This is a genomic window from Desulfovibrio piger, assembly GCF_951793255.1.
GTDB lineage: Bacteria > Desulfobacterota > Desulfovibrionia > Desulfovibrionales > Desulfovibrionaceae > Desulfovibrio.
The window spans coordinates 1,580,798-1,599,775 of record NZ_OX636706.1 but is presented as its reverse complement, the minus strand read 5'-3'; the positions used below and the strand labels follow the sequence as shown (position 1 = coordinate 1,599,775).

The window sequence follows — 18,978 nt, the reverse complement described above, 5'->3', positions numbered from 1 at the left end:
ATTTTTCAACGGTATCCCGGCCTCCTGCCGGGCCTCTCCGTCTTCCCTATCCCAATGCCCGCGTCTCCGCGAACGGCAGATAGCCGGGCGGCACGTCGTCCTTGAGATCCACACCGGACAGGCGCCGGACAAGGGCATTCTCCACCAGGTAGCAGAGCTTGCGCACGGCCTCCTCCACGGGCAGGCCCGCGGCGCGCACGTTGGAGATGCAGTTGCGGGCCTCGTCGGTCAGGCCGGGCGTGGGCGCGTGGGTCATGTAGACGCCCAGGGAATCAGGCGAGCTGAGGCCGGGGCGTTCGCCCACCAGCACGACCACCAGCCGCGCATTGAGCAGGGCCGCCACATCGTCGCCCACAGCCACGCGGCCGAACTTCACCAGAGCCACCGGCGCGGCACTGAGCCCGGCAGCGGCCGCTTCTTCCAGAAAACGGGACGCGAAGGGCACGGCGTTCTCGTGCACGGCCCGTGCGGACAGGCCGTCACAGATGACCACGCTCACGTCCGGCGCACTGCCGGGATGCGCGTCCATCCAGGCATCCAGCAGCTGCCGCGAAGCCACGGAAAGACGACGCCCCTTGTCCGGCCGGGTCAGATATTCGTTCCTGTCCGCCACCGCGCTGCTCAGGGAGAGGCATTCCAGACCGTGGGCGGCCAGACCGGCGCGCACCTGCTCTTCATCCAGCGGCGTCATGACGGCATCCCGGGCGCGGGCATGGGCCAGACGGAATTCCAGCCAGCGTTTCACGGGCAGGCTCACCCCGCAATGGCCCAGACCGATGCGTGCATCGGTGAAGCGGCGCAATTCTTCCCAAGGGTCCGGCGTCACGATGGCGGGCGCGGCGCCCGCGAGCTCATCCTGCCTAGTTGCCATGGCCGCCCTCCTCCAGTTCCCGGCCCAGAGCGGCCATGCCCCGGCGCTCACCGGGCGGCAGCAGCTCGCCCACGGCGGACAGGATGCCCATGCGCTCCAGCCATGCTTCGAATTCCGGTGCGGGCCGCTTGCCCAGCACCCGCCGCAGCCAGGCCACATCGTGGAAGGAGGTGGACTGGTAGCCCAACATGATGTCATCGGCACCGGGGATGCCCATGACGAAATTGCAGCCCGCCACGCCCAGCAGGGTCAGGAGCATGTCCATGTCGTCCTGGTCGGCCTCGGCGTGGTTGGTGTAGCAGACGTCCTCGCCCATGGGCAGGCCCAGCAGCTTGCCGCAGCAATGGTCCTCCAGACCGGCGCGGATGATCTGCTTGCCGTTGAACAGATATTCCGGCCCGATGAAGCCCACCACCGTATTGACCAGCAGGGGACGGTAACGCCGGGCCACGGCATAGGCACGGCATTCCAGGGTCTGCTGGTCCACGCCGAAGTGGGCCCCGGCGGAAAGCGCGCTGCCCTGCCCGGTCTCGAAATACATGACGTTGTCCCCCACCGTGCCGCGCTTCAGGGAAAGGGTGGCATCCCAGGCCTCGTCCAGCAGGGACAGGGAGATGCCGAAACTGGCATTGGCCTTTTCCGTACCGGCGATGGACTGGAAGCAGAGGTCCACGGGCACGCCGCGCCGGATCATCTCCAGGGTGTTGGTGACGTGGGTCAGCACGCAACTTTGGGTGGGGATGTCGTAACGGGCGATGACATCGTCCAGCAGGCGGAGCAGGCGCCCGATGGCGGGCAGGCTGTCCGAAGCCGGGTTGATGCCGATGACCGCGTCCCCGGAGCCGTATTGCAGGCCGTCGATGACGGAGGCCAGCACGCCGCGCGCGTCATCGGTGGGATGGTTGGGCTGCAGGCGCGAGGAAAAACGCCCCGGCAGGCCGATGGTATCGCGAAAGCGCGTCACCACGCTGCACTTGGAGGCCACCAGCACCAGATCCTGGATGCGCATGAGCTTGCTGGCCGCGGCCACCATCTCCGGGGTCAGGCCCGGCGCCAGGGCCGTAAGGGTCGCCGTGTCCGCGGCAGGGGTCAGCAGCCAGTCGCGCAGCTGGCCCACCGTGAAGGAGCTGACCGGCGCAAAGGCCTGCGCATCGTGGCTGTCCATGATGAGCCGGGTGACCTCGTCCGTCTCGTACGGCACCACGCACTCCGACAGGAAACGCTTCAGGGGCACATCGGCCAGGGCCATCTGGGCCCGGATGCGCTCTTCCTCATTCTCGGCCGCGATGCCGGCCAGCACGTCCCCCGAACGCAAGGGAGAGGCTTTGGCCAGCAGTTCGCGCAAGGAACATTTTTCCACAGGATTTTCCAGAAGTTGAAGATTGCCCAACGTCACCGCCGCCTGCCGTGCCCGTACCGGGGCCCTGCGGCGGCACCTCAGCCTGATACCCCCTCTGTATAGCCGCAGCCGACGGTCCCGACAAGGCGGATAGGGCCGGGACGCAAAAGCGGCAGAAATGCCCGGAAAGAAGCGCGACCGGCACCGGCCCTCCCAAACGCAGGCACATGGCAAGGCACGGCCCCGCTCCTTCCCGGGATGGACGCGATGCCCGTATACCGCCTTGCCTGCCGTAACTGTGTATCAAACTGTACACTCCGGGCCCGGGGCATTGCCTTGCCCGGCCAAAGGGCTATACTTCTTCCATGTTTTTATGACCGGCAGCATGCTGCCGGGTTTCCTTTCTGCCCCCGCGAGGGCGGGACTGCTCCCCCGCATCCCGTCCCATCAAGGACCGCCCTTTTCCGACGGTCCTTTTTTTATCCCTTATGGACACGAAAAGGGCGCTGCATGTGCAGCGCCCTTTTTTCCTCAAACAGCACCTCTGGGAAGGCACAGACTGTCCCGGCTACTTTTCCTGCTCGGCCTCCCCGATCCAGGTCTGCAGGGCGTCCACGATCTTGCGGGCCTGATCGGCGCTGGAAATGGTGAACTTGCTCTGCTGCCGGTATTCGCCGCCCATTTTCTTGTAGCGGCGGATCACATACTTGTCGGGGCCGTAGGACGAGGTCTGCGGCTTCCACTCCTGATAGCGGAAGAGGATAGTGGTCCAGGCGCCCTTGCTCAGGACGATCTTGTCCAGTTCCTTGAGGATGATCTGTCCGTTCTCCTCATATTCCACTGTGAGATCATCGATGGATTCGCTCAAAACTGCCTTCCTTGCGAACGCGCACCCGGGACGTGCACGGTTGAAGTAAAGAGTCTGCACGGGCCGCCAGGGCCGTGCCATCCCTCTCATGGCGCACAATCTACGCATTTCGGGGCCAAACGGCAAGCCTGCCCCCCTTGGGCGGGCATGGCTGCGGCCCGCACAGGCGCATGCGGCTTTCCCGGCTCCGCGCAGTATGGGACCCTGCCCCCTGCCGTTTTCCCCCAAACGGATGGCCGTGCCGCCCTCTCGCCGCAGAAAGTGACGAAGGGCACGACCTGCCGCAACGGGCCTGCACCACATCAAGAAAATCACAGGAGAAGGACGAGCCTTCCGGCTCAGGGACGCCGCAGCAGCGACAGGGCGAAACGTTCCACCGGGGCGAAGTCGTCACGCAGGGGCTCCGTAACCGGCAGGGAAGGACGATAACGGCAGGCCAGCATGGCCGCCATCTCCGGCGAATGGCCCGGGCCGTCACGCAGGGCCGCGGCCGTGGCGGCGTCGCTGAACGCCAGCACCATCAGGTTCTGCAACTGGCCGGGATGCCCGGGATCGGTGACGCAAAAGACCTCCACCCGGGCGAAATGCCGTTGCAGCCCGGCATGGATGGCCCGCAGCAGGCGGCCGTCCTCGCCTTCCACAGCAGCGATGACGTTCATGGCCAGCACGCCGCCGGGACGCAGGGCACGGCGCATGGCGGCAAAGGCCTCCTGCGTGCCCAGATGGAAGGGGATGGAATAACAGGAGTTGAACACGTCCACCAGCAGGATGTCATACTGTTCCCGCTGCCGGTTGAGGAAGGTCCGGGCATCGGCATGGATCAGGCGCAGACGCGGGTCGTCCCCGGGCAGGAAGAACCAGCGCCGGGCCACGGCGCTCATGCCGGGATCCAGCTCCACCACGGTCAGACGCAGGTCTGCGGCGTCCAGCCCGCTCTTGCCGGACAGCAGCCACTTGGGCACGGAGCCGCCGCCCCCGCCCAGCATGAGGATGTCCCGGGCCTGCGGACGGGCCAGCACGGCCAGGGCATAAAAGCGGGTGTAGTCGAAGTAGAGTTCGTCAGGATCGTCCAGATACATGCCCGACTGGCTGTAGTCGGGATCCGTGGAGAGGATGCGCACCGGCCTGCCCCTGTCGCGGCTCTCGTGGATCAGCATGCAGTTGTAGGGGCTCTCCACCATCAGGGGGCCTTCCGTCCGGCGGAACTGCCGGTCCCAGACGGCCAGCAGGAGCAGCAACAGCACGAGGCCCAGCCGCCCCCAGGGACGGGAGGGCTCGGCCGGCAGCGAGAGCAGCAGCAGGCCCAGGGCCACGCCCCAGAGGATGGTGCCGCTGGCAAAGAAGGAGATGAGGACGAAGCCCCCCAGGAAGGTGCCCACGATGCTGCCCGCCGTGGACAGGGCGTACAGCCGCCCCACCGTGGCGCCGGACGTGGCCACGTCCCGGATGCGCAGCCGGATGATGTAGGGGCTGATCATGCCGCAGCACAGGGCGGGCAGGGCCAGGATGCCCAAAGCACAGGCAACGGCGGCCAGATGGATGTCCGTGATGGCGACGCTCAGCGCCTCCCCCACCAGACGGTGCGTCCCGGCGGCCAGGGCGCTGCCCAGGGAAGCTCCCGTCAGGATGAAGGCCAGCCCCCGCCGGGAAAGGTGCCTGTCGGCCAGGCGGCCTCCCAGCCAGGCCCCCACGGCAAGACAGGCCAAAACCACGCCGATGAGGCTGGTCCAGACCACGGCCGAGGTGCCCACATGCGGGGCCAGCACGCGCGCGCCCACCATCTCCAGCACCATGACCAGGGCGCCGCAACAAAAAGCGATGATCTCCAGCATCGTCGTCCCGTACGCGGGCGTACCCGCAAAAAAAGCGGGGTCAGTCCCGCCGTCCGGCAAAGAAGTCCTGCAACAGGTCCACGCTTTCCCGGGCCAGCACGCCGCCCATATGCCAGACCCGGTGATTGAAGAAAGGCTGGTCCAGCGTCTCGGTGCAGGAAGTCACGGCACCGGCCAGCCTGTCGGCCGCCCCGTAGGCCACCCCGGCGAGCCGGGCATGGACCAGGGCCGCGGCGCACATGGCGCAGGGTTCCAGGGTCACCACCAGCACCCCGCCGCCCAGACGGTAATTGCCGCTGGCGGCCCCGGCGGCCCGCAGGGCCAGGATCTCGGCATGGGCCGTGGGATCGTGCAGGGCCACGGGCCGGTTGTGGGCGCGGGCCAGCAGACGGCCATCCGCCGCCACCAGCACCGCGCCCACAGGCACTTCGTCCTCGCGGGCGGCCTGCCGCGCCTCGTCCAGGGCCAGACGCATGAGGGACTCCCAGCTCCAGCCCGGCGGCGCGGAAGGCACGGGCCCGCCGCAGGGGCGTACCAGCGCCCCGTTGCTTACAGGATCACGATCTTGCACAGATGCTCCACCACCTGCTCGGGCGTGTCGCACACCGTGACGAGCTTGTCGATCTCTTCCCGGTTGATGAAACCGCCGTTGGCCATGCTCGTGCGCAGCCATTCCAGCAGGCCCGCCCAGTAGGAGGAATTATAAAGGATGATGGGGAAGGGCCGGATGCGTCCGGTCTGGGCCAGCACGAAGGCCTCGGACAGTTCGTCGATGGTCCCCATGCCACCGGGCATGACCACATAGGCCATGGCGTACTTCACGAACATGAACTTGCGGGTGAAGAAGTAGCGGAAATTGCAGCGCGTCTTCACATACTGGTTGCAGCCCTGTTCGTGGGGCAGCTCGATGCGCAGGCCCACGGAAACGCCGCCCGCCTCGGCAGCGCCCTTGTTGGCCGCTTCCATGACGCCGGGGCCGCCGCCGGTGATGACGCCGAAGCCCTTTTCCACCAGCATCCGGGCCAGACGCTCGGCATCCCGGTATTCGGGCGTGTCGGAGGTGGAGCGGGCCGAGCCGAAGATGGACACGCAGTTGGTGCCCAGCTTGTTCAGGGTATCCAGGGCCTGGACCATTTCGGCCATGATGCGGATGGTGCGCCAGGACTCCGTGGTCATGGCATTGAGATCGTCGATGACGTTCTGCCGGATCTCCATGAAAGCCTCCTTGTTGCGAGGATCGCAGAAAAGAAGAATGAATCTTCATCTTAAACCGCCCGGAACAGCCCGTCAAAGGTTTATGGGGCCTTGCGCTTCCGGGGCAGGAAGCGCATAGTGAAGAATCCCCCGCTTGCATCCGGCAAGCAGAACATCACCCCGGAGCATCCCATGAAAGTCCAGTTTCTCGGCGCTGCCCAGACCGTTACCGGCTCCTGTTATATGATAGAGGCCTGCGGCAAGCGTTTCTGTATCGACTGCGGCATGCACCAGGGCAACAAGGCCATCGAGGAGCGCAACCGCAATCCCCGTCCCTACGCCCCTGGCAATATCGACTTCATCCTCGTGACCCACGCGCACATCGACCATTCCGGTCTGCTGCCCCTCATGGTGCGCGAAGGTTTCAGCAAGCCCATCTACTGTACCAAGGCCACCAGCGAACTGCTGGACATCATGCTGCAGGACAGCGCCCACATCCAGGAGATGGAAGCCCAGTGGGAAGCCAAAAAGTACAGCCGCCGCGGCCTCAAGAACCCGCCCGCAGCCCTGTACACCACCGAGGACGCCCTCAAGACCGCCGGGCTCCTGCACCCCGTGGCCTACCATGAGGACTTCGAGCCCGCCCCGGGCATCAAGGTCACCTACTATGATGCGGGCCACATCCTCGGCTCCGGCTCCCTGCGCCTGGAAGTGACCGAGGACGACAAGACCACCAGCATCATCTTCTCGGGCGACATCGGCCGTCCCCAGGCCCTCATCGTGCGCGACCCCGAAAGCCCGCCCAAGGCCGATTACATCTTCATGGAGTCCACCTACGGCGACCGCAACCACAAGGACGAGGACATCAGCGACCAGGAACTGGCCGACGCCATCGCCTACAGCTACAGCAAGGGCGAAAAGGTCATCATCCCCGCCTTTGCCGTGGAGCGCACGCAGGAGATCCTCTACTGCCTGCACATCCTCCAGAGCAAGGGCAAGCTGCCCGCGGACATGCCCGTCTTCGTGGACAGCCCCCTGGCCATCCGCGCCACCGAGGTCTTCCGCCGCAACCGCGAGCTTTTCGCCGAGGACGTCCAGAAGATGCTGCACCAGGGCGACGACCCCTTCGAGCTGCCCAACCTGCGCTACACCCTGGATGCCGCGGAATCCCAGAGCATCAACGACTACAAGGGCCCGGCCATCATCATCTCGGCCAGCGGCATGTGCAACGCGGGCCGTGTGCGCCATCACCTCAAGCACAACATCTGGAAGCCCGGGGCCAGCATCGTCTTCGTGGGCTATCAGGCCGTGGGCACCCCCGGCCGCAAGATCGTGGAAAAAGCCAGCAAGATCACGCTGTTCGGTGAAGATATGGACATCGCCGCCCGCATCTACACCATCAACGGCTTCTCCGCCCACGCCGGGCAGGACCAGCTGCTCTCCTGGCTGGATCCCCTGGTCCACGACAAGGCCAACGTGGTCCTGGTCCACGGTGAAGAAAAGGCCCAGACCACCCTTTCCGGACTGATCAAGGAAAAGTTCGGTGTGACCCCGCTGGTGCCCGGCTATATGGAAGAGATGATCCTCGAAGGCCATCAGGTGGCCCAGACCGTCCAGCACGAGGCCCTGGCCCATCCCCGCATCAACTGGGACTTCCTCACCGGCGAAGTGGAACGCAAGTGGGGCATGTTCAAGGGCAAGCTGGCCGACGTGGAGCAGAGCCCCTGGGTCCAGCAGACCGAACTGCAGGACGCCCTGGCCAAGATGGATTACGCCCTGACCCGGCTCCTTTCCCGCATGTGACCGCCTTACGGGGCGCGGCCTTGGGGCCGCGCCCTTCCGCGCTTTACGGGATGCCCCGGCCGCCCATTGACGGAAGGGCCGCCCCGCAGGTACAAGTCTTTTCCCTGCCCTGAGGGCACCCTTTGTACAGCCAACCGCCGTTCATCCACGGCACAGAAAATACAGGAAAAACCATGCGCATCATCTCCGGCAGACTGGGCGGCAGACGCATCAAGACCGTGGAGGGCGAAGGCTACCGCCCGGCCATGGGCAAAACGCGCGAATCCCTGTTCTCCATGCTCACCTCGCGGGGCGTGGTCTGGGAAGGGGCGCGCGTGCTCGACCTTTTCGCCGGCAGCGGCAGCCTGGCCTTCGAAGCCGTGAGCCGCGGCGCCGAGCTGGCCGTGCTGGTGGAGAACTCCGCCGTGGCCGCCCGCTGCCTGGCCGACAACATCCGCCAGCTGGGCGTGGAGGACTGCGTGCGCCTGATCCGCGACGACGTGCGCAAGACCCTGAACAATACGCCCATGGGCTGTTTCGACCTGGTCTTCCTGGACCCGCCCTACCGCAAGAACCTGCTCAACGCCACCCTGCAGGGCCTGCTCAAACGTAACTGGCTGGCGCCCGGCGCCCTCATCTGCGCCGAGATCGAAAAAGACGCCGTCGTGGCCGCTCCCGACAGTCTGGAACTGCTGGTGGAACGCCATTTTGGTCAAACCCGCATACTGATATGGACACTCGCATGAAACTGGCACTCTATCCCGGCACTTTCGACCCCCTGACCAACGGGCATCTGGCCCTCATCCGCCGCGGCCTGGCCGTCTTCGACCAGATCGTGGTGGCCGTGGCCGACAATACGCCCAAGTTCCCCCTCTTCTCCCAGGAAGAGCGCGTGGCCATGGCCCGCGAGGCCGTGGGCGACGACGACCGCATCCTGGTGGAACCCTTCACCGGCCTGACCGTGGAATATGCGGCCAAGCGCGGGGCCTGTGCCATCCTGCGCGGTCTGCGCGCCGTCTCGGACTTCGAATACGAATTCCAGCTGGCCCTCATGAACCGCCGCCTGCAGCGCGACATCCAGACCGTGTTCCTGATGACCGACTACCAGTGGCTGTTCATCAGCTCCACCATCGTCAAGGCCGCGGCCAGCCACGGCGCCGACATCGTGGGCCTGGTGCCCGAGAACGTGTGCCTGCGCCTGATGGAAAAGTACCAGCGCGGCGAAGTGCGTCAGGCCACCCCCTGCCTCTCCGCCCCCTACGGCGGCTTCCGCGTCAACAAATAAGATGGCCGCGCCCCTGCCCGTCATCTGTCTGGCCGGCCCCACGGGCTGCGGCAAGACCGCCGCGGCCCTGACCCTGGCCGAAGCCCTGGACGGCGAGGTCATCAACGCCGACTCCCGCCAGGTCTACAGCGATTTCCCGCTCATCACGGCCCAGCCCTCGCCCGAGGAACAGGCCTGCTGCCCGCATCATCTGTACGGTTTTCTGCCCACGGAGCAGAAGATCAGCGCCGGCCGCTGGGCCGACCAGGCCGTGGCCGAGGCAAAGGCCGTGCTGGCCCGGGGCCATGTGCCCCTGCTGGTGGGCGGCACCGGCCTGTACTTCCAGGGCCTGCTGCACGGCATCGCCGAGATACCGGCCATCGATCCGGCCATCACCGCCGCCCTCACGGCCCGGCTGGCCGAGGAGGGCCCGGCGGCCCTCCATGCCGAACTGGCCGCCAAAGATCCCGCCTACGCGGCCCGCATCCATCCCAATGACCGCCAGCGCATCGTGCGTGCCCTGGAAGTGCTGGCCGGCACCGGCCATACCTTCAGCTGGTGGCACGAGCACGGCATGCCCGAACCGCCCTGCGCCGGGCCCTTGCTGGTGCTGGACATGGAGCTGGATGCCCTGACGCCCCGCCTGGCCCGCCGCATCGACCTGATGCTGGAACAGGGGGCCCTGGACGAGGCCCGCGCCGCCCGGCGGCGCTGTGACGATGCCGCGGCCCCCGGCTGGTCCGGCATCGGCTGCGCCGAAGTGCTGGCCCATCTGCGCGGCGAGCTTTCCCTGGAGGAATGCCGCCGCCTCTGGCTGCACAACACCCGCGCCTATGCCAAGCGCCAGCGCACCTGGTTCCGGGCCCGCAGCGAGGCCCGCTTCTTCGCCCCGCAGGATCTGGACGGCCTGCTGGCGGCCGCCCGGCAGGCCTGCTGAACCGGGGCGGGCGGACGCCCGCTCTCCCCTCCCCAGCCGGCAGACAGATCACGGCACCATGCCCGGCACGGCCGCGGTATGGTGCTTTTTTCATGCCCGTACGGAGGTCCTTCCCCGCAGGGAGCAGGGCCCGGCCTCCGGAGCCTCCTTTTTGACGCGTGCCACGAAAGATTTCTCAAAACATTTCTTGACATCCCGCCCGTTCTCCCCTCCCGTCCGCTCCCGCCTTCTTTGCCTGATCCGTTCCCGAAACAGGGCCAGCCGCAAGGATTTTTCCCGCCGCGGTCCCCTTTTTCTCCAGCCCGGATGCCCCAATACCAGCGTACAAGTAAGCTTTTCTGCTCGCGACCTCCCCTTGACGTGGCCTTGTGCCTGCGATAACTTGCCACACATTATTGGTGTGTTTGGCTCATGAGAGCCGGAGGACGCCCGCGGCTCCACGCTGCGGGAGAATGGGGAAAAGTCTGTTTCAAAAGGACGAGCACATGAGGAACGGTAAAGCACTGCTTTTGGCGGCGGTGATTGCCTTGGCCGGCGTGGCCTGTCTGATGCTTCCCGAAGCCAACCGCGCTGTGGCGGTGGGTCTGGAAGAATCCGACGCGGAAATGCCTAATGCCACGGTTCTCTTTCCGGTCAGCGAAAAGCCCAATCCCAAGGGCGCCAGCATGACGCCGGTGACATTCAACCATCAGGCTCACGTCGACAAGATCGACGATTGCACGGCCTGTCATCACACGGGCGACATGGTGGCCTGTAGCACCTGTCATACCGTGGAAGGCAAAGCCGAGGGCAACTTCATCAACCTTGAGCGCGCCATGCACGCCACCAAGATTGCCCCGCGCAAGGATGGCGTCACGCCCAAGAGCTGTGTGAGCTGCCACGAAGAGCAGTACAAGGAACGCCGCGAATGCGCCGGCTGCCACGAGATCGTCACTCCCAAGCGTGACGACCAGTGGTGCGGCGTCTGCCACGTGGTCACCTCCAAGATGACCCCCGAACAGTACCAGCTGGGCGTGGCCGGCAAGCTGTCCGCCGAGGACCGCGTCGCCCTGGCCGAAGCCACCATCGCCGAACGCAAGCCCGTGGACTACCTGGCCCCCGAAGCCTGCCCCTACAAGGTGGAGATCGGCAGCCTGTCCGACAAGTTCGAGCCCAACCTCTTCAACCATCGTCGTCACGTCTCTTCGCTCATGAAGCGCATTGAAGGCGACAATCTGGCCAAGGCGTTCCACAGCGAACCCGAGATCCTGTGCGCCACCTGCCACCATCGCAGCCCCCTGTCGGCCACTCCGCCCAAGTGCGGCAGCTGCCACTCCGCCAAGATCGATCCCCGCGTGCCCGAGCGTCCCACGCTGAAGGCCGCGTATCATCTGCAGTGCATGGGTTGCCATGACGGCATGGACGTTGCCCGTCCCCTCGATACGTCCTGCGCGTCCTGCCACAAGCCGCGTGCGACCGAGAACGCCAACTAGCTGGAGAGTACGATTATGGATCGTAGAAAATTTCTGACCATCCTGGGCAGCGCTGGCGTCGCTTCCGCATTGGGCACGGCACAAGTGGCCAAGGCCGGCGGCACCCATATGTTCCCTTACTATGAAGACAGCTACGGCGTCCTGCACGATACCACCCGCTGCATCGGCTGCCGCAGCTGCGAAGAGGCTTGCAACAAGGTCAACAACCTGCCCAAGCCCGAAAAGCCCTTCACCGACCTTTCCGTCTGTGACAAGCATCGTCGTACCTCCGCCGATGCCTGGACGGTGGTCAACAAGTACGAAGTGGGCGGCAAGCCCGTGTTCCGCAAGCTGCAGTGCTTCCACTGCAACGACCCGGCCTGTGCCTCCGCCTGTTTCGCCAAATGCTTCCAGAAGCAGCCTGACGGCAGCGTGACCTACGACGGTTCCCAGTGCGTGGGCTGCCGTTACTGCATGATCGCCTGCCCCTTCTATGTGCCCGGTTTCGAATACGACGAGGCCTGGGACCCGTTGGTCCAGAAGTGCACCTTCTGCGAACCCCGCCTGAAGGAAGGCAAGCTGCCCGGCTGTGTGGAAGCCTGCCCCATGGACGCCCTGACCTTCGGCCGCCGTTCCGACCTCATCAAGATCGCCCGCAAGCGTATCGCCGAGAACCCCGGCAAATACGTGGACTACATCTATGGTGAATGGGACGCCGGCGGTACCGCCTGGATGGTCCTGGCTCCCAAGCCGACCCCGTCGGCCGTCAAGGCCGCCGGTACGGCCGATGCCGGCCATACCTTCAAGGAACTGGGTCTGGACACCCACCTGGGCAACCGTCCCATGGGTGAACTGACCTACGGCGCCCTGGGTGCCGTGCCCATGATCATCGCCTTCTGGCCCATCCTCTTCGGTGGCGCCTACGGCATGACCAAGCGTCGTGAGGCCATGAGCAAGGCCGCCCAGGAAAAGACCGTCCAGACCGCCAAGGAAGATGTGACGGCCGCCATGGACGCCGCTGTGCGCAGCGTCGAGCAGAATCAGGGTCCCGTGGCCGCCGATGAGGCCCGCAAGGCCATGATCCAGGCCCTCAAGGCCCGTGAAGCTCAAAACGGCTGCGACGGCTGCTGCGGCTGCAAGCACGGGGAGGATAAGTAAATGTCCCAGCACCAAATCGTGATCCCCACCAAGGACAAACTGTTCAACCTTGGTGAGTTTTCCCTGCGTCGCCCCGGCAACATGATCACCGCGGTCATCCTGGTCGTGGGCTTCGTACTGACCTTCATCCGCTTCACCCAGGGTATCGGCTCCATCACCAACCTGTCCGATACCATGCCCTGGGGCATGTGGATCGGCTTCGACCTGCTCTGCGGCGTGTGTCTGGCCGCCGGTGGTTACTTCACCACCGTGGCCTGCTACGTCATGGGCATGAAGCACTTCCATTCGGCCGTGCGCCCCGCTGTGACCACCGCCTTCCTGGGCTACGCCTTCGTGGTGTTCGCCCTGCTGTATGACCTTGGTCACCCGCTGCGTCTGCCCTACATGTTCTTCTTCCCCGGCACCACCTCCGTTCTGTTCGAAGTGGGTCTGTGCGTGGCTACCTACCTGACCGTGCTGTTCATCGAATTCTCGGTGGCTCCCATGGAATGGCTGTCCTGCAAGTTCCCCTTCCTCAAGAAGTGGCGCAAGGTCGTGGTGCGCTGCACCATCATCCTGACCATCTTCGGCGTGTGCCTGTCCACCCTGCACCAGTCCTCGCTGGGCGCCCTCTACCTGATCGCCCCCGGCAAGCTGCATCCGCTGTGGTACTCCCCCTTCATGCCCATGTTCTTCTTCGTCAGCTCCATGGCTGCCGGTTGCTCCATGGTCATCTTTGAAGGCATGTGGGCCCACAAGGGCGTGCACCACTACATGGACGAGACCCACCTGCGCGAAGCTGACGAAGTGGTCTTCAGCTTCTCCAAGGCCGGTGCCTTCATCCTCTTCGGCTACTTCATGCTGAAGCTCATCGACATGCTGGTCCAGGCCAACCTGCCTTACCTCTGCACCGGTTACGGTCTGTGGTGGCTGGTGGAAATGCTGTTCTTCGTGCTGACGCCCGCCCTGCTGTATGCCAAGGGCTCTCGCGACCGCAACATCAAGCTCTGCCGCTTCGCTTCCGCCAACGCCGTGCTGGGTATCGTCCTGAACCGTTTCAACGTGTCCATGATCGCCTTCAACTATGCCCTGCCCGCTGACGAGCGCTACTTCCCCAGCATCTGGGAAGTGTGCATCTCCATCTTCGTGGTGACCCTGATCGTGACCGTGTACCGCTTCATCGTCTATCACATGCCGGTGCTGTACGAACACCCCGACTTCAAGGACGCCCACTAGGACAGGAGGAAAATCATGGAATTCCATACCTTTTACGACTACTTCCTCTACACCAAGAACTGGGCCTACGTCATGATGTTCGTGACCCTGCCCGTCTACGTCCTCTACTGGAACACCGTGCTGTTCCCCAAGAAGGGCCCCTGGCTCTTTGGTGACGACGACGAGCATTAGGCCGTACGCAAACCACACAAACCGAAAGGGCGGGGGTGACCCCGCCCTTTTTCGTATCTGCGCTCCGGCGACCGTCCTGGGCATGATCCATCCGCCGGGCATCCCTCCCTTCCCCGTCATCCCCTTGCGGCTGCCCCGCCGGGCTGCTATGCTGTCGCCTGTCCGTGATCCGTCCCTGCCGGGGCATCCGCGCCTGCACGGCCGGCGCCCATGCGGCACCGGGCACGGCGGACACCACATCCCGCCCCCAGCGGGCGCAACTCCTGTACCGAGGATAGTATGGACAAAGTGCTTGTCATGGGTATCGGCAACCTGCTCCTCACCGACGACGGTGTCGGCGTCCACGCCGCCCAGACCCTGGCCGGGGAATCCTGGCCCGAAAACGTCACCATCATGGAAGCGGGCACCTTCACCCAGGATGTCTTCTATCTGTTCAAGGGCTTTGCCCATGTGCTCATCCTGGACATCGTCCATGGCCATGCCGGACCCGGCACGGTCTATCATCTGACCGAGAACCAGCTGGTGGACAACGAGAAGCAGCGACTCTCCATCCACGACATCGACCTGCTGGATTCCCTGCGCATGGCCGAGATGCTCCACGGCTCCCGCCCCAACCTCACCGTCATGGGCATGGAGCCCGCGGACTACACCTCCTGGAGCATGGAGCTTTCCCCCGTCGTGCAGGAACGCTTCCCCGCCTATCTGGACGAGGTCCGCAAGGAGATCCTGCGCCTGTCCCGCCAATACGCCGGGAACGATCCCGACAGTACCTGTTAACCATCGAGGAAGAGTCATGTGTCTTGCCATTCCGGCCCAGGTGGTCGAACTCCAGGAACAGGGCATGGCCCGCGTGCGTGTGGGCGAAAGCCAGACCTACCTTACCGCTTCCATGCTCCTGCTGCCCGAGCCGCCCAAGGTCGGTGATTACGTCATCGTCCACGCGGGTTTTGCCCTGCACAGCCTCACCCCTGAGCAGGCCCAGGAGAGCCTGGCGGCCCTGCGCGAGGTGGCCGAGGCCATCGAAGGGCAGAAACCCCTGTTCTGATCCGCAGCGACAGCAAAGGGCTTTCCCGTGGGAAAGCCCTTTTCATCATCCGGCAACGGGGCCCGGCCGTTCACCAGCACGCCCCCGCCCCCCTGTCCCCTCTCCGCCGTCCGCGGCCGTTTCCGCCAGCTTTCCCTGCCTCCGGCGGGGCCTTTGGCCCACCCGGAAAAGCCCGCATCCGCATGTGCCGGGCAGCGGCCGTGTCCCCGGCTGCGTTTTCCGGCGGAAAAGCGCGTCAGGGCGGCCTTTCCTGCTGCCCTTTCCTTGACTTTACAAACGTATTTGCCGAAACTTAGGCGCTTTTTACATTGCCTGAGGAGCCAGCATGAGCGACTATAAAAAAACCCTGAATTTGCCCAAGACCGCCTTCCCCATGAAGGCCAATCTTGCCCAGCGCGAGCCCCAGCAGCTCAAGCAGTGGGAAGAAACCAAAGCCTGTGAAGCCATGATCGAGAACTGCACCGACAAGGGTGCGTTCGTCCTGCATGACGGCCCGCCGTATGCCAACGGTCATATCCACATGGGCACGGCCCTGAACAAGATCCTGAAGGATATCGTGGTCAAGTCGCGCAACATGCAGGGCTATCGCGCCCACTATGTGCCCGGCTGGGACTGCCACGGCCTGCCCATCGAGCACAAGGTGGAACAGGAACTGAAGGAAAAGAAAAAGACCCTGCCCGCCCACGTGGTGCGCAAGATGTGCCGCGACTACGCCGGCAAGTGGATCGACATCCAGCGCAAGGAGTTCAAGCGCCTGGGCGTGCTGGGCAACTGGGACGATCCCTACAAGAGCATGAACCCCGCCTATGAGGCCGCCACGGCCCACGAACTGGCCAAGTTCGTGGACAAGGGCGGTGTGGTGCGCGCCAAGAAGCCCATCTACTGGTGCTGCTCCTGCCATACGGCCCTGGCCGAAGCCGAAGTGGAATACGGCGACCATACCTCGCCCTCCATCTTCGTGCGCTTCGCCCTCAACGATGCCGCCCTGGCCCAGCGCATCCCCGGCGCCGATCCGTCCCGCGCCTATGTGGTCATCTGGACCACCACGCCCTGGACCCTGCCGGACAACATGGCCGTCTGCCTGCATCCCGAATTCACCTATGTGCTGGTGGAGACCGGCGGCTGCCAGTACCTGCTGGCCGAAGAGCTGCTGGAAGGCTGCGCCAAGTCCTTCGGCTGGGAAGACGTGACCGTGGTGGGCCGCGCCACCGGTCAGGAGCTGGAAGGCCTCATCGCCCGTCATCCCTTCTATGACCGCCAGTCCCCCCTGATCCTGGGCCGCCACGTGACCCTGGATGCCGGTACCGGCTGCGTCCACACCGCTCCCGGCCACGGCCGCGAGGACTACGAAGTGGGCCTGGCCTACAAGCTGGACGTCTACTCGCCCCTGGACGATGCGGGCCGCTTCCTGCCGTCCGTGGAATTTTTCGCCGGTCTCAACGTCTTTGAAGCCAACCCCAAGGTCATCGAAAAGCTGACCGAAGTGGGCGCCCTGCTCAAGACCGCCAAGATCAGCCACTCCTACCCGCACTGCTGGCGCTGCAAGCAGCCGGTCATCTTCCGTGCCACCACCCAGTGGTTCATCAGCATGGAAAAGAACGATCTGCGCAAGAAGGCCCTCAACGCCATCGACACCAAGGTGCAGTGGATCCCCGCCTGGGGCCGCGACCGCATCTACAACATGATCGAGTCCCGTCCCGACTGGTGCATCTCGCGCCAGCGTCAGTGGGGCGTGCCCATCATGGCCCTGCTCTGCAAGGACTGCGGCGAAGCCTGGAACGACGCCAAGTGGATGCACGAGATGGCCGACCGCTTCGCCAAGCACCCCACGGGCTGCGACTACTGGTATGAAGCGCCCCTGGAAGAGATCGTGCCCGAAGGCCTCAAGTGCCCCCACTGCGGCGGCCAGCACTGGGAAAAGGAAGACGACATCCTCGACGTGTGGTTCGACTCCGGTACCAGCTTCGCCGCCGTACTGGAGAGCCGCCCCGAGCTCTCCGCGCCTGCCGACCTGTATCTGGAAGGCTCGGACCAGCACCGCGGCTGGTTCCATAGTTCCCTGCTGGTGGCCGAAGGCACCCGTAACGATCCGCCCTACAAGGCCGTGCTGACCCACGGCTATGTGGTGGACGGCGACGGCCGCAAGATGTCCAAGTCCATCGGCAACGTCATCGCCCCGCAGGAACTCATCGACAAGTACGGCGCCGAGATCGTGCGCCTGTGGGTCTCCTCGGTGGAATACCGCGAAGACATCCGCATCTCGGAACAGATCCTGGGCCGACTGGTGGATGCCTACCGCCGTATCCGCAACACCTGCCGCTTCATCCTGGGCACCATCAACGACCTGACCCGCGCCGACCTGCTGCCCCTGGACCAGCTACTGCCTCTGGACCGCTACGCGCTCCATGCCGCCGCCCAGGTGCATGACCGCGTGCAGGATGCCTACATGACCTACGACTTCCACAAGGTCTACCACACCCTGCACAACTACTGCGTGACCGACCTCTCGGCCGTGTATCTGGACATCCTCAAGGACCGTCTGTATTCCTCCGCTCCCGCCAGCAAGGAACGCCGCTCGGCCCAGACCGCCCTGTACCACCTGCTCTGCATGCTGGTGCGCGACATGGCCCCGGTGCTGTCCTTCACCGCCGAAGAGATCTTCCACCACCTGCCCAACGACCTGCGCGACGACGTGCCCACCGTCTTTGCCCTGCCGCCCGTGGACAGCAAGCCCTATCTGCTGGAAGACGGCGTGCGCGACGACTGGAACGTGCTGCTGGCCGTACGCGGCGCCGTGACCCGCGCCATCGAGCCCCTGCGTCGCGACAGCGTGGTGGGCCATTCGCTGGATACCAGCGTGACCCTTTATGTGGCCGACGAACTGCGTGAACGCCTGGAAGGCCTGCACACCGACCTGCGCGCCTTCTTCATCGTCTCGCAGCTGCATCTGGCGCCCCTGGCCGAAGCTCCGGCCGACGCCGTGCAGGACGCCGAAGTGGCCGGTCTGGCCGTGGGCGTGGCCAAGGCCGCCGGTGAAAAGTGCGAACGCTGCTGGATCTACAGCACCGAACTGGGCAGCGATCCCGCGCACCCCACCCTCTGCCCCCGCTGTGCCAAGGTCATGGCAGAACTGCCTGAGGCGTAATGCGCAAATATACGATCCTGGGCGGCTACGGCCTGCTGGCGCTTGTCCTTGACCAGCTGACCAAGTGGTGGGCCGTGGCCGCCATCGATCCCCTGCAGCCCGTGACGGTCATCCCCGGCCTGCTGGATCTGGTGCTGGTCCACAACCGGGGCGCTGCCTTCGGCTTTTTGAACCGTTCCGACATCCAGTGGCAGTTCTGGCTGTTCCTGGGCGCGACCGTGGTGGCCGCCGTGGCCATCGTGGCCCTGCTGCGCAGCTCCCGCTTCAATGCCTGGCTCAGTGCCGGGCTGGGGCTGGTGCTGGGGGGCGCACTGGGCAATCTGGTGGACCGCATCCGCTTCCGGGCGGTCATCGACTTTGTGGATGTCTATGTGGGGCAGTGGCACTGGCCCGCCTTCAACGTGGCGGACATGGCCATCTGCGTCGGCGCCTTCCTGGCCTGCATCGTCATCTGGCGCACCCCGGAAGCCCCGGAAAAGAGCAAGGAGAAAAAATCATGACCTTTGCCTGGTGGCACGTCCTGGTGGCCCTGATCCCCATCCTGCCCAACCTCTGGAGCATCTGGCATATCTGGAACCACCGCTTCTCATCCTTCCAGCAAAAGGCCATCTGGCTGGTCATCGCTGTTTTCCTGCCTGTGCTGGGGGGCCTGATCTATATTTTCGCCGGTCGCAAGCACGCCGGTGAAAAACTTTAAAACGGGAGA

Annotated in this window: 19 protein-coding genes; 13 read left to right on the top strand and 6 right to left on the bottom strand. The window is 64.8% G+C overall.

Translation table 11 applies throughout. The annotated features are described in order from the left end of the window. Positions 1-46 precede the first annotated feature (46 nt). The 6 genes from eutC to Q4I12_RS07175 all read right to left on the bottom strand — a co-directional run bounded on the left by eutC (position 47) and on the right by Q4I12_RS07175 (position 6,125). Positions 47-871 (bottom strand): ethanolamine ammonia-lyase subunit EutC, encoded by an 825-nt coding sequence (gene eutC, locus Q4I12_RS07200; protein ID WP_302261181.1) that lies wholly within the window; start codon positions 869-871, stop codon positions 47-49. Continuing rightward, on the bottom strand, positions 861-2,231 hold the full coding sequence (locus tag Q4I12_RS07195; protein ID WP_302261179.1) for an ethanolamine ammonia-lyase subunit EutB: 1,371 nt from the start codon (positions 2,229-2,231) through the stop codon (positions 861-863). The genes eutC and Q4I12_RS07195 overlap by 11 nt, the downstream gene beginning before the upstream one ends. 547 nt (positions 2,232-2,778) lie before the next feature. Further along, positions 2,779-3,078 carry a hypothetical protein gene (locus tag Q4I12_RS07190; RefSeq protein WP_204625174.1) on the bottom strand — a complete coding sequence of 100 codons (300 nt, stop codon included), beginning with the start codon at positions 3,076-3,078 and terminating at the stop codon, positions 2,779-2,781. Positions 3,079-3,416: 338 nt separating this feature from the next. Continuing rightward, a complete protein-coding gene (locus Q4I12_RS07185; protein ID WP_168934501.1) occupies positions 3,417-4,910 on the bottom strand; it encodes a fused MFS/spermidine synthase in 1,494 nt (497 codons plus the stop codon). 40 nt (positions 4,911-4,950) lie between these two features. After that, entirely contained in the window at positions 4,951-5,424 is a 474-nt protein-coding gene (tadA, locus tag Q4I12_RS07180) for a tRNA adenosine(34) deaminase TadA (protein ID WP_297138271.1), read from the bottom strand. Between the two features lie 35 nt (positions 5,425-5,459). Next, positions 5,460-6,125, bottom strand: coding sequence for an LOG family protein (locus Q4I12_RS07175; RefSeq protein WP_204625176.1), 666 nt, complete (start codon positions 6,123-6,125; stop codon positions 5,460-5,462). A gap of 171 nt (positions 6,126-6,296) precedes the next feature. Here Q4I12_RS07175 and Q4I12_RS07170 point away from each other — a divergent pair, with 171 nt between their 5' ends. From Q4I12_RS07170 to Q4I12_RS07110, 13 genes are all read left to right on the top strand, one after another. Beyond that, positions 6,297-7,907 carry an MBL fold metallo-hydrolase RNA specificity domain-containing protein gene (locus tag Q4I12_RS07170; RefSeq protein WP_302261175.1) on the top strand — a complete coding sequence of 537 codons (1,611 nt, stop codon included), beginning with the start codon at positions 6,297-6,299 and terminating at the stop codon, positions 7,905-7,907. Positions 7,908-8,080: 173 nt separating this feature from the next. After that, on the top strand, positions 8,081-8,632 hold the full coding sequence (rsmD, locus tag Q4I12_RS07165; protein ID WP_168934504.1) for a 16S rRNA (guanine(966)-N(2))-methyltransferase RsmD: 552 nt from the start codon (positions 8,081-8,083) through the stop codon (positions 8,630-8,632). Next, positions 8,617-9,171 (top strand): pantetheine-phosphate adenylyltransferase, encoded by a 555-nt coding sequence (gene coaD / locus Q4I12_RS07160; protein ID WP_297138247.1) that lies wholly within the window; start codon positions 8,617-8,619, stop codon positions 9,169-9,171. The genes rsmD and coaD overlap by 16 nt, the downstream gene beginning before the upstream one ends. 1 nt (position 9,172) lies before the next feature. Then, positions 9,173-10,087 (top strand): tRNA (adenosine(37)-N6)-dimethylallyltransferase MiaA, encoded by a 915-nt coding sequence (miaA, locus tag Q4I12_RS07155; RefSeq protein ID WP_297138245.1) that lies wholly within the window; start codon positions 9,173-9,175, stop codon positions 10,085-10,087. A 485-nt stretch (positions 10,088-10,572) separates the two neighbouring features. Continuing rightward, positions 10,573-11,559, top strand: coding sequence for a nine-heme cytochrome c (locus Q4I12_RS07150; protein ID WP_168934506.1), 987 nt, complete (start codon positions 10,573-10,575; stop codon positions 11,557-11,559). Positions 11,560-11,574: 15 nt separating this feature from the next. Then, positions 11,575-12,696, top strand: a complete 1,122-nt coding sequence (gene hmcB, locus Q4I12_RS07145; protein WP_302261171.1) for a sulfate respiration complex iron-sulfur protein HmcB — start codon at positions 11,575-11,577, stop codon at positions 12,694-12,696. Beyond that, entirely contained in the window at positions 12,697-13,911 is a 1,215-nt protein-coding gene (gene hmcC, locus Q4I12_RS07140) for a sulfate respiration complex protein HmcC (RefSeq protein ID WP_006006190.1), read from the top strand. Positions 13,912-13,926: 15 nt separating this feature from the next. Then, a complete protein-coding gene (locus tag Q4I12_RS07135) occupies positions 13,927-14,082 on the top strand; it encodes a hypothetical protein (protein WP_006006188.1) in 156 nt (51 codons plus the stop codon). Positions 14,083-14,361: 279 nt separating this feature from the next. Continuing rightward, positions 14,362-14,859: a NiFeSe hydrogenase maturation protease gene (gene hysD, locus Q4I12_RS07130; protein ID WP_006006186.1), complete on the top strand. Its 498-nt coding sequence runs from the start codon at positions 14,362-14,364 to the stop codon at positions 14,857-14,859. Between the two features lie 16 nt (positions 14,860-14,875). Next, complete coding sequence (locus Q4I12_RS07125; RefSeq protein ID WP_006006184.1) at positions 14,876-15,127, top strand: HypC/HybG/HupF family hydrogenase formation chaperone; 252 nt, start codon at positions 14,876-14,878, stop codon at positions 15,125-15,127. 325 nt (positions 15,128-15,452) lie between these two features. Beyond that, positions 15,453-18,272: an isoleucine--tRNA ligase gene (gene ileS / locus Q4I12_RS07120; protein WP_302261167.1), complete on the top strand. Its 2,820-nt coding sequence runs from the start codon at positions 15,453-15,455 to the stop codon at positions 18,270-18,272. Beyond that, complete coding sequence (lspA, locus tag Q4I12_RS07115; RefSeq protein WP_168934511.1) at positions 18,272-18,772, top strand: signal peptidase II; 501 nt, start codon at positions 18,272-18,274, stop codon at positions 18,770-18,772. Before ileS ends, lspA begins: the two co-directional genes overlap by 1 nt. Continuing rightward, a complete protein-coding gene (locus Q4I12_RS07110; RefSeq protein ID WP_006006176.1) occupies positions 18,769-18,969 on the top strand; it encodes a PLDc N-terminal domain-containing protein in 201 nt (66 codons plus the stop codon). The genes lspA and Q4I12_RS07110 overlap by 4 nt, the downstream gene beginning before the upstream one ends. Positions 18,970-18,978 lie beyond the last annotated feature (9 nt).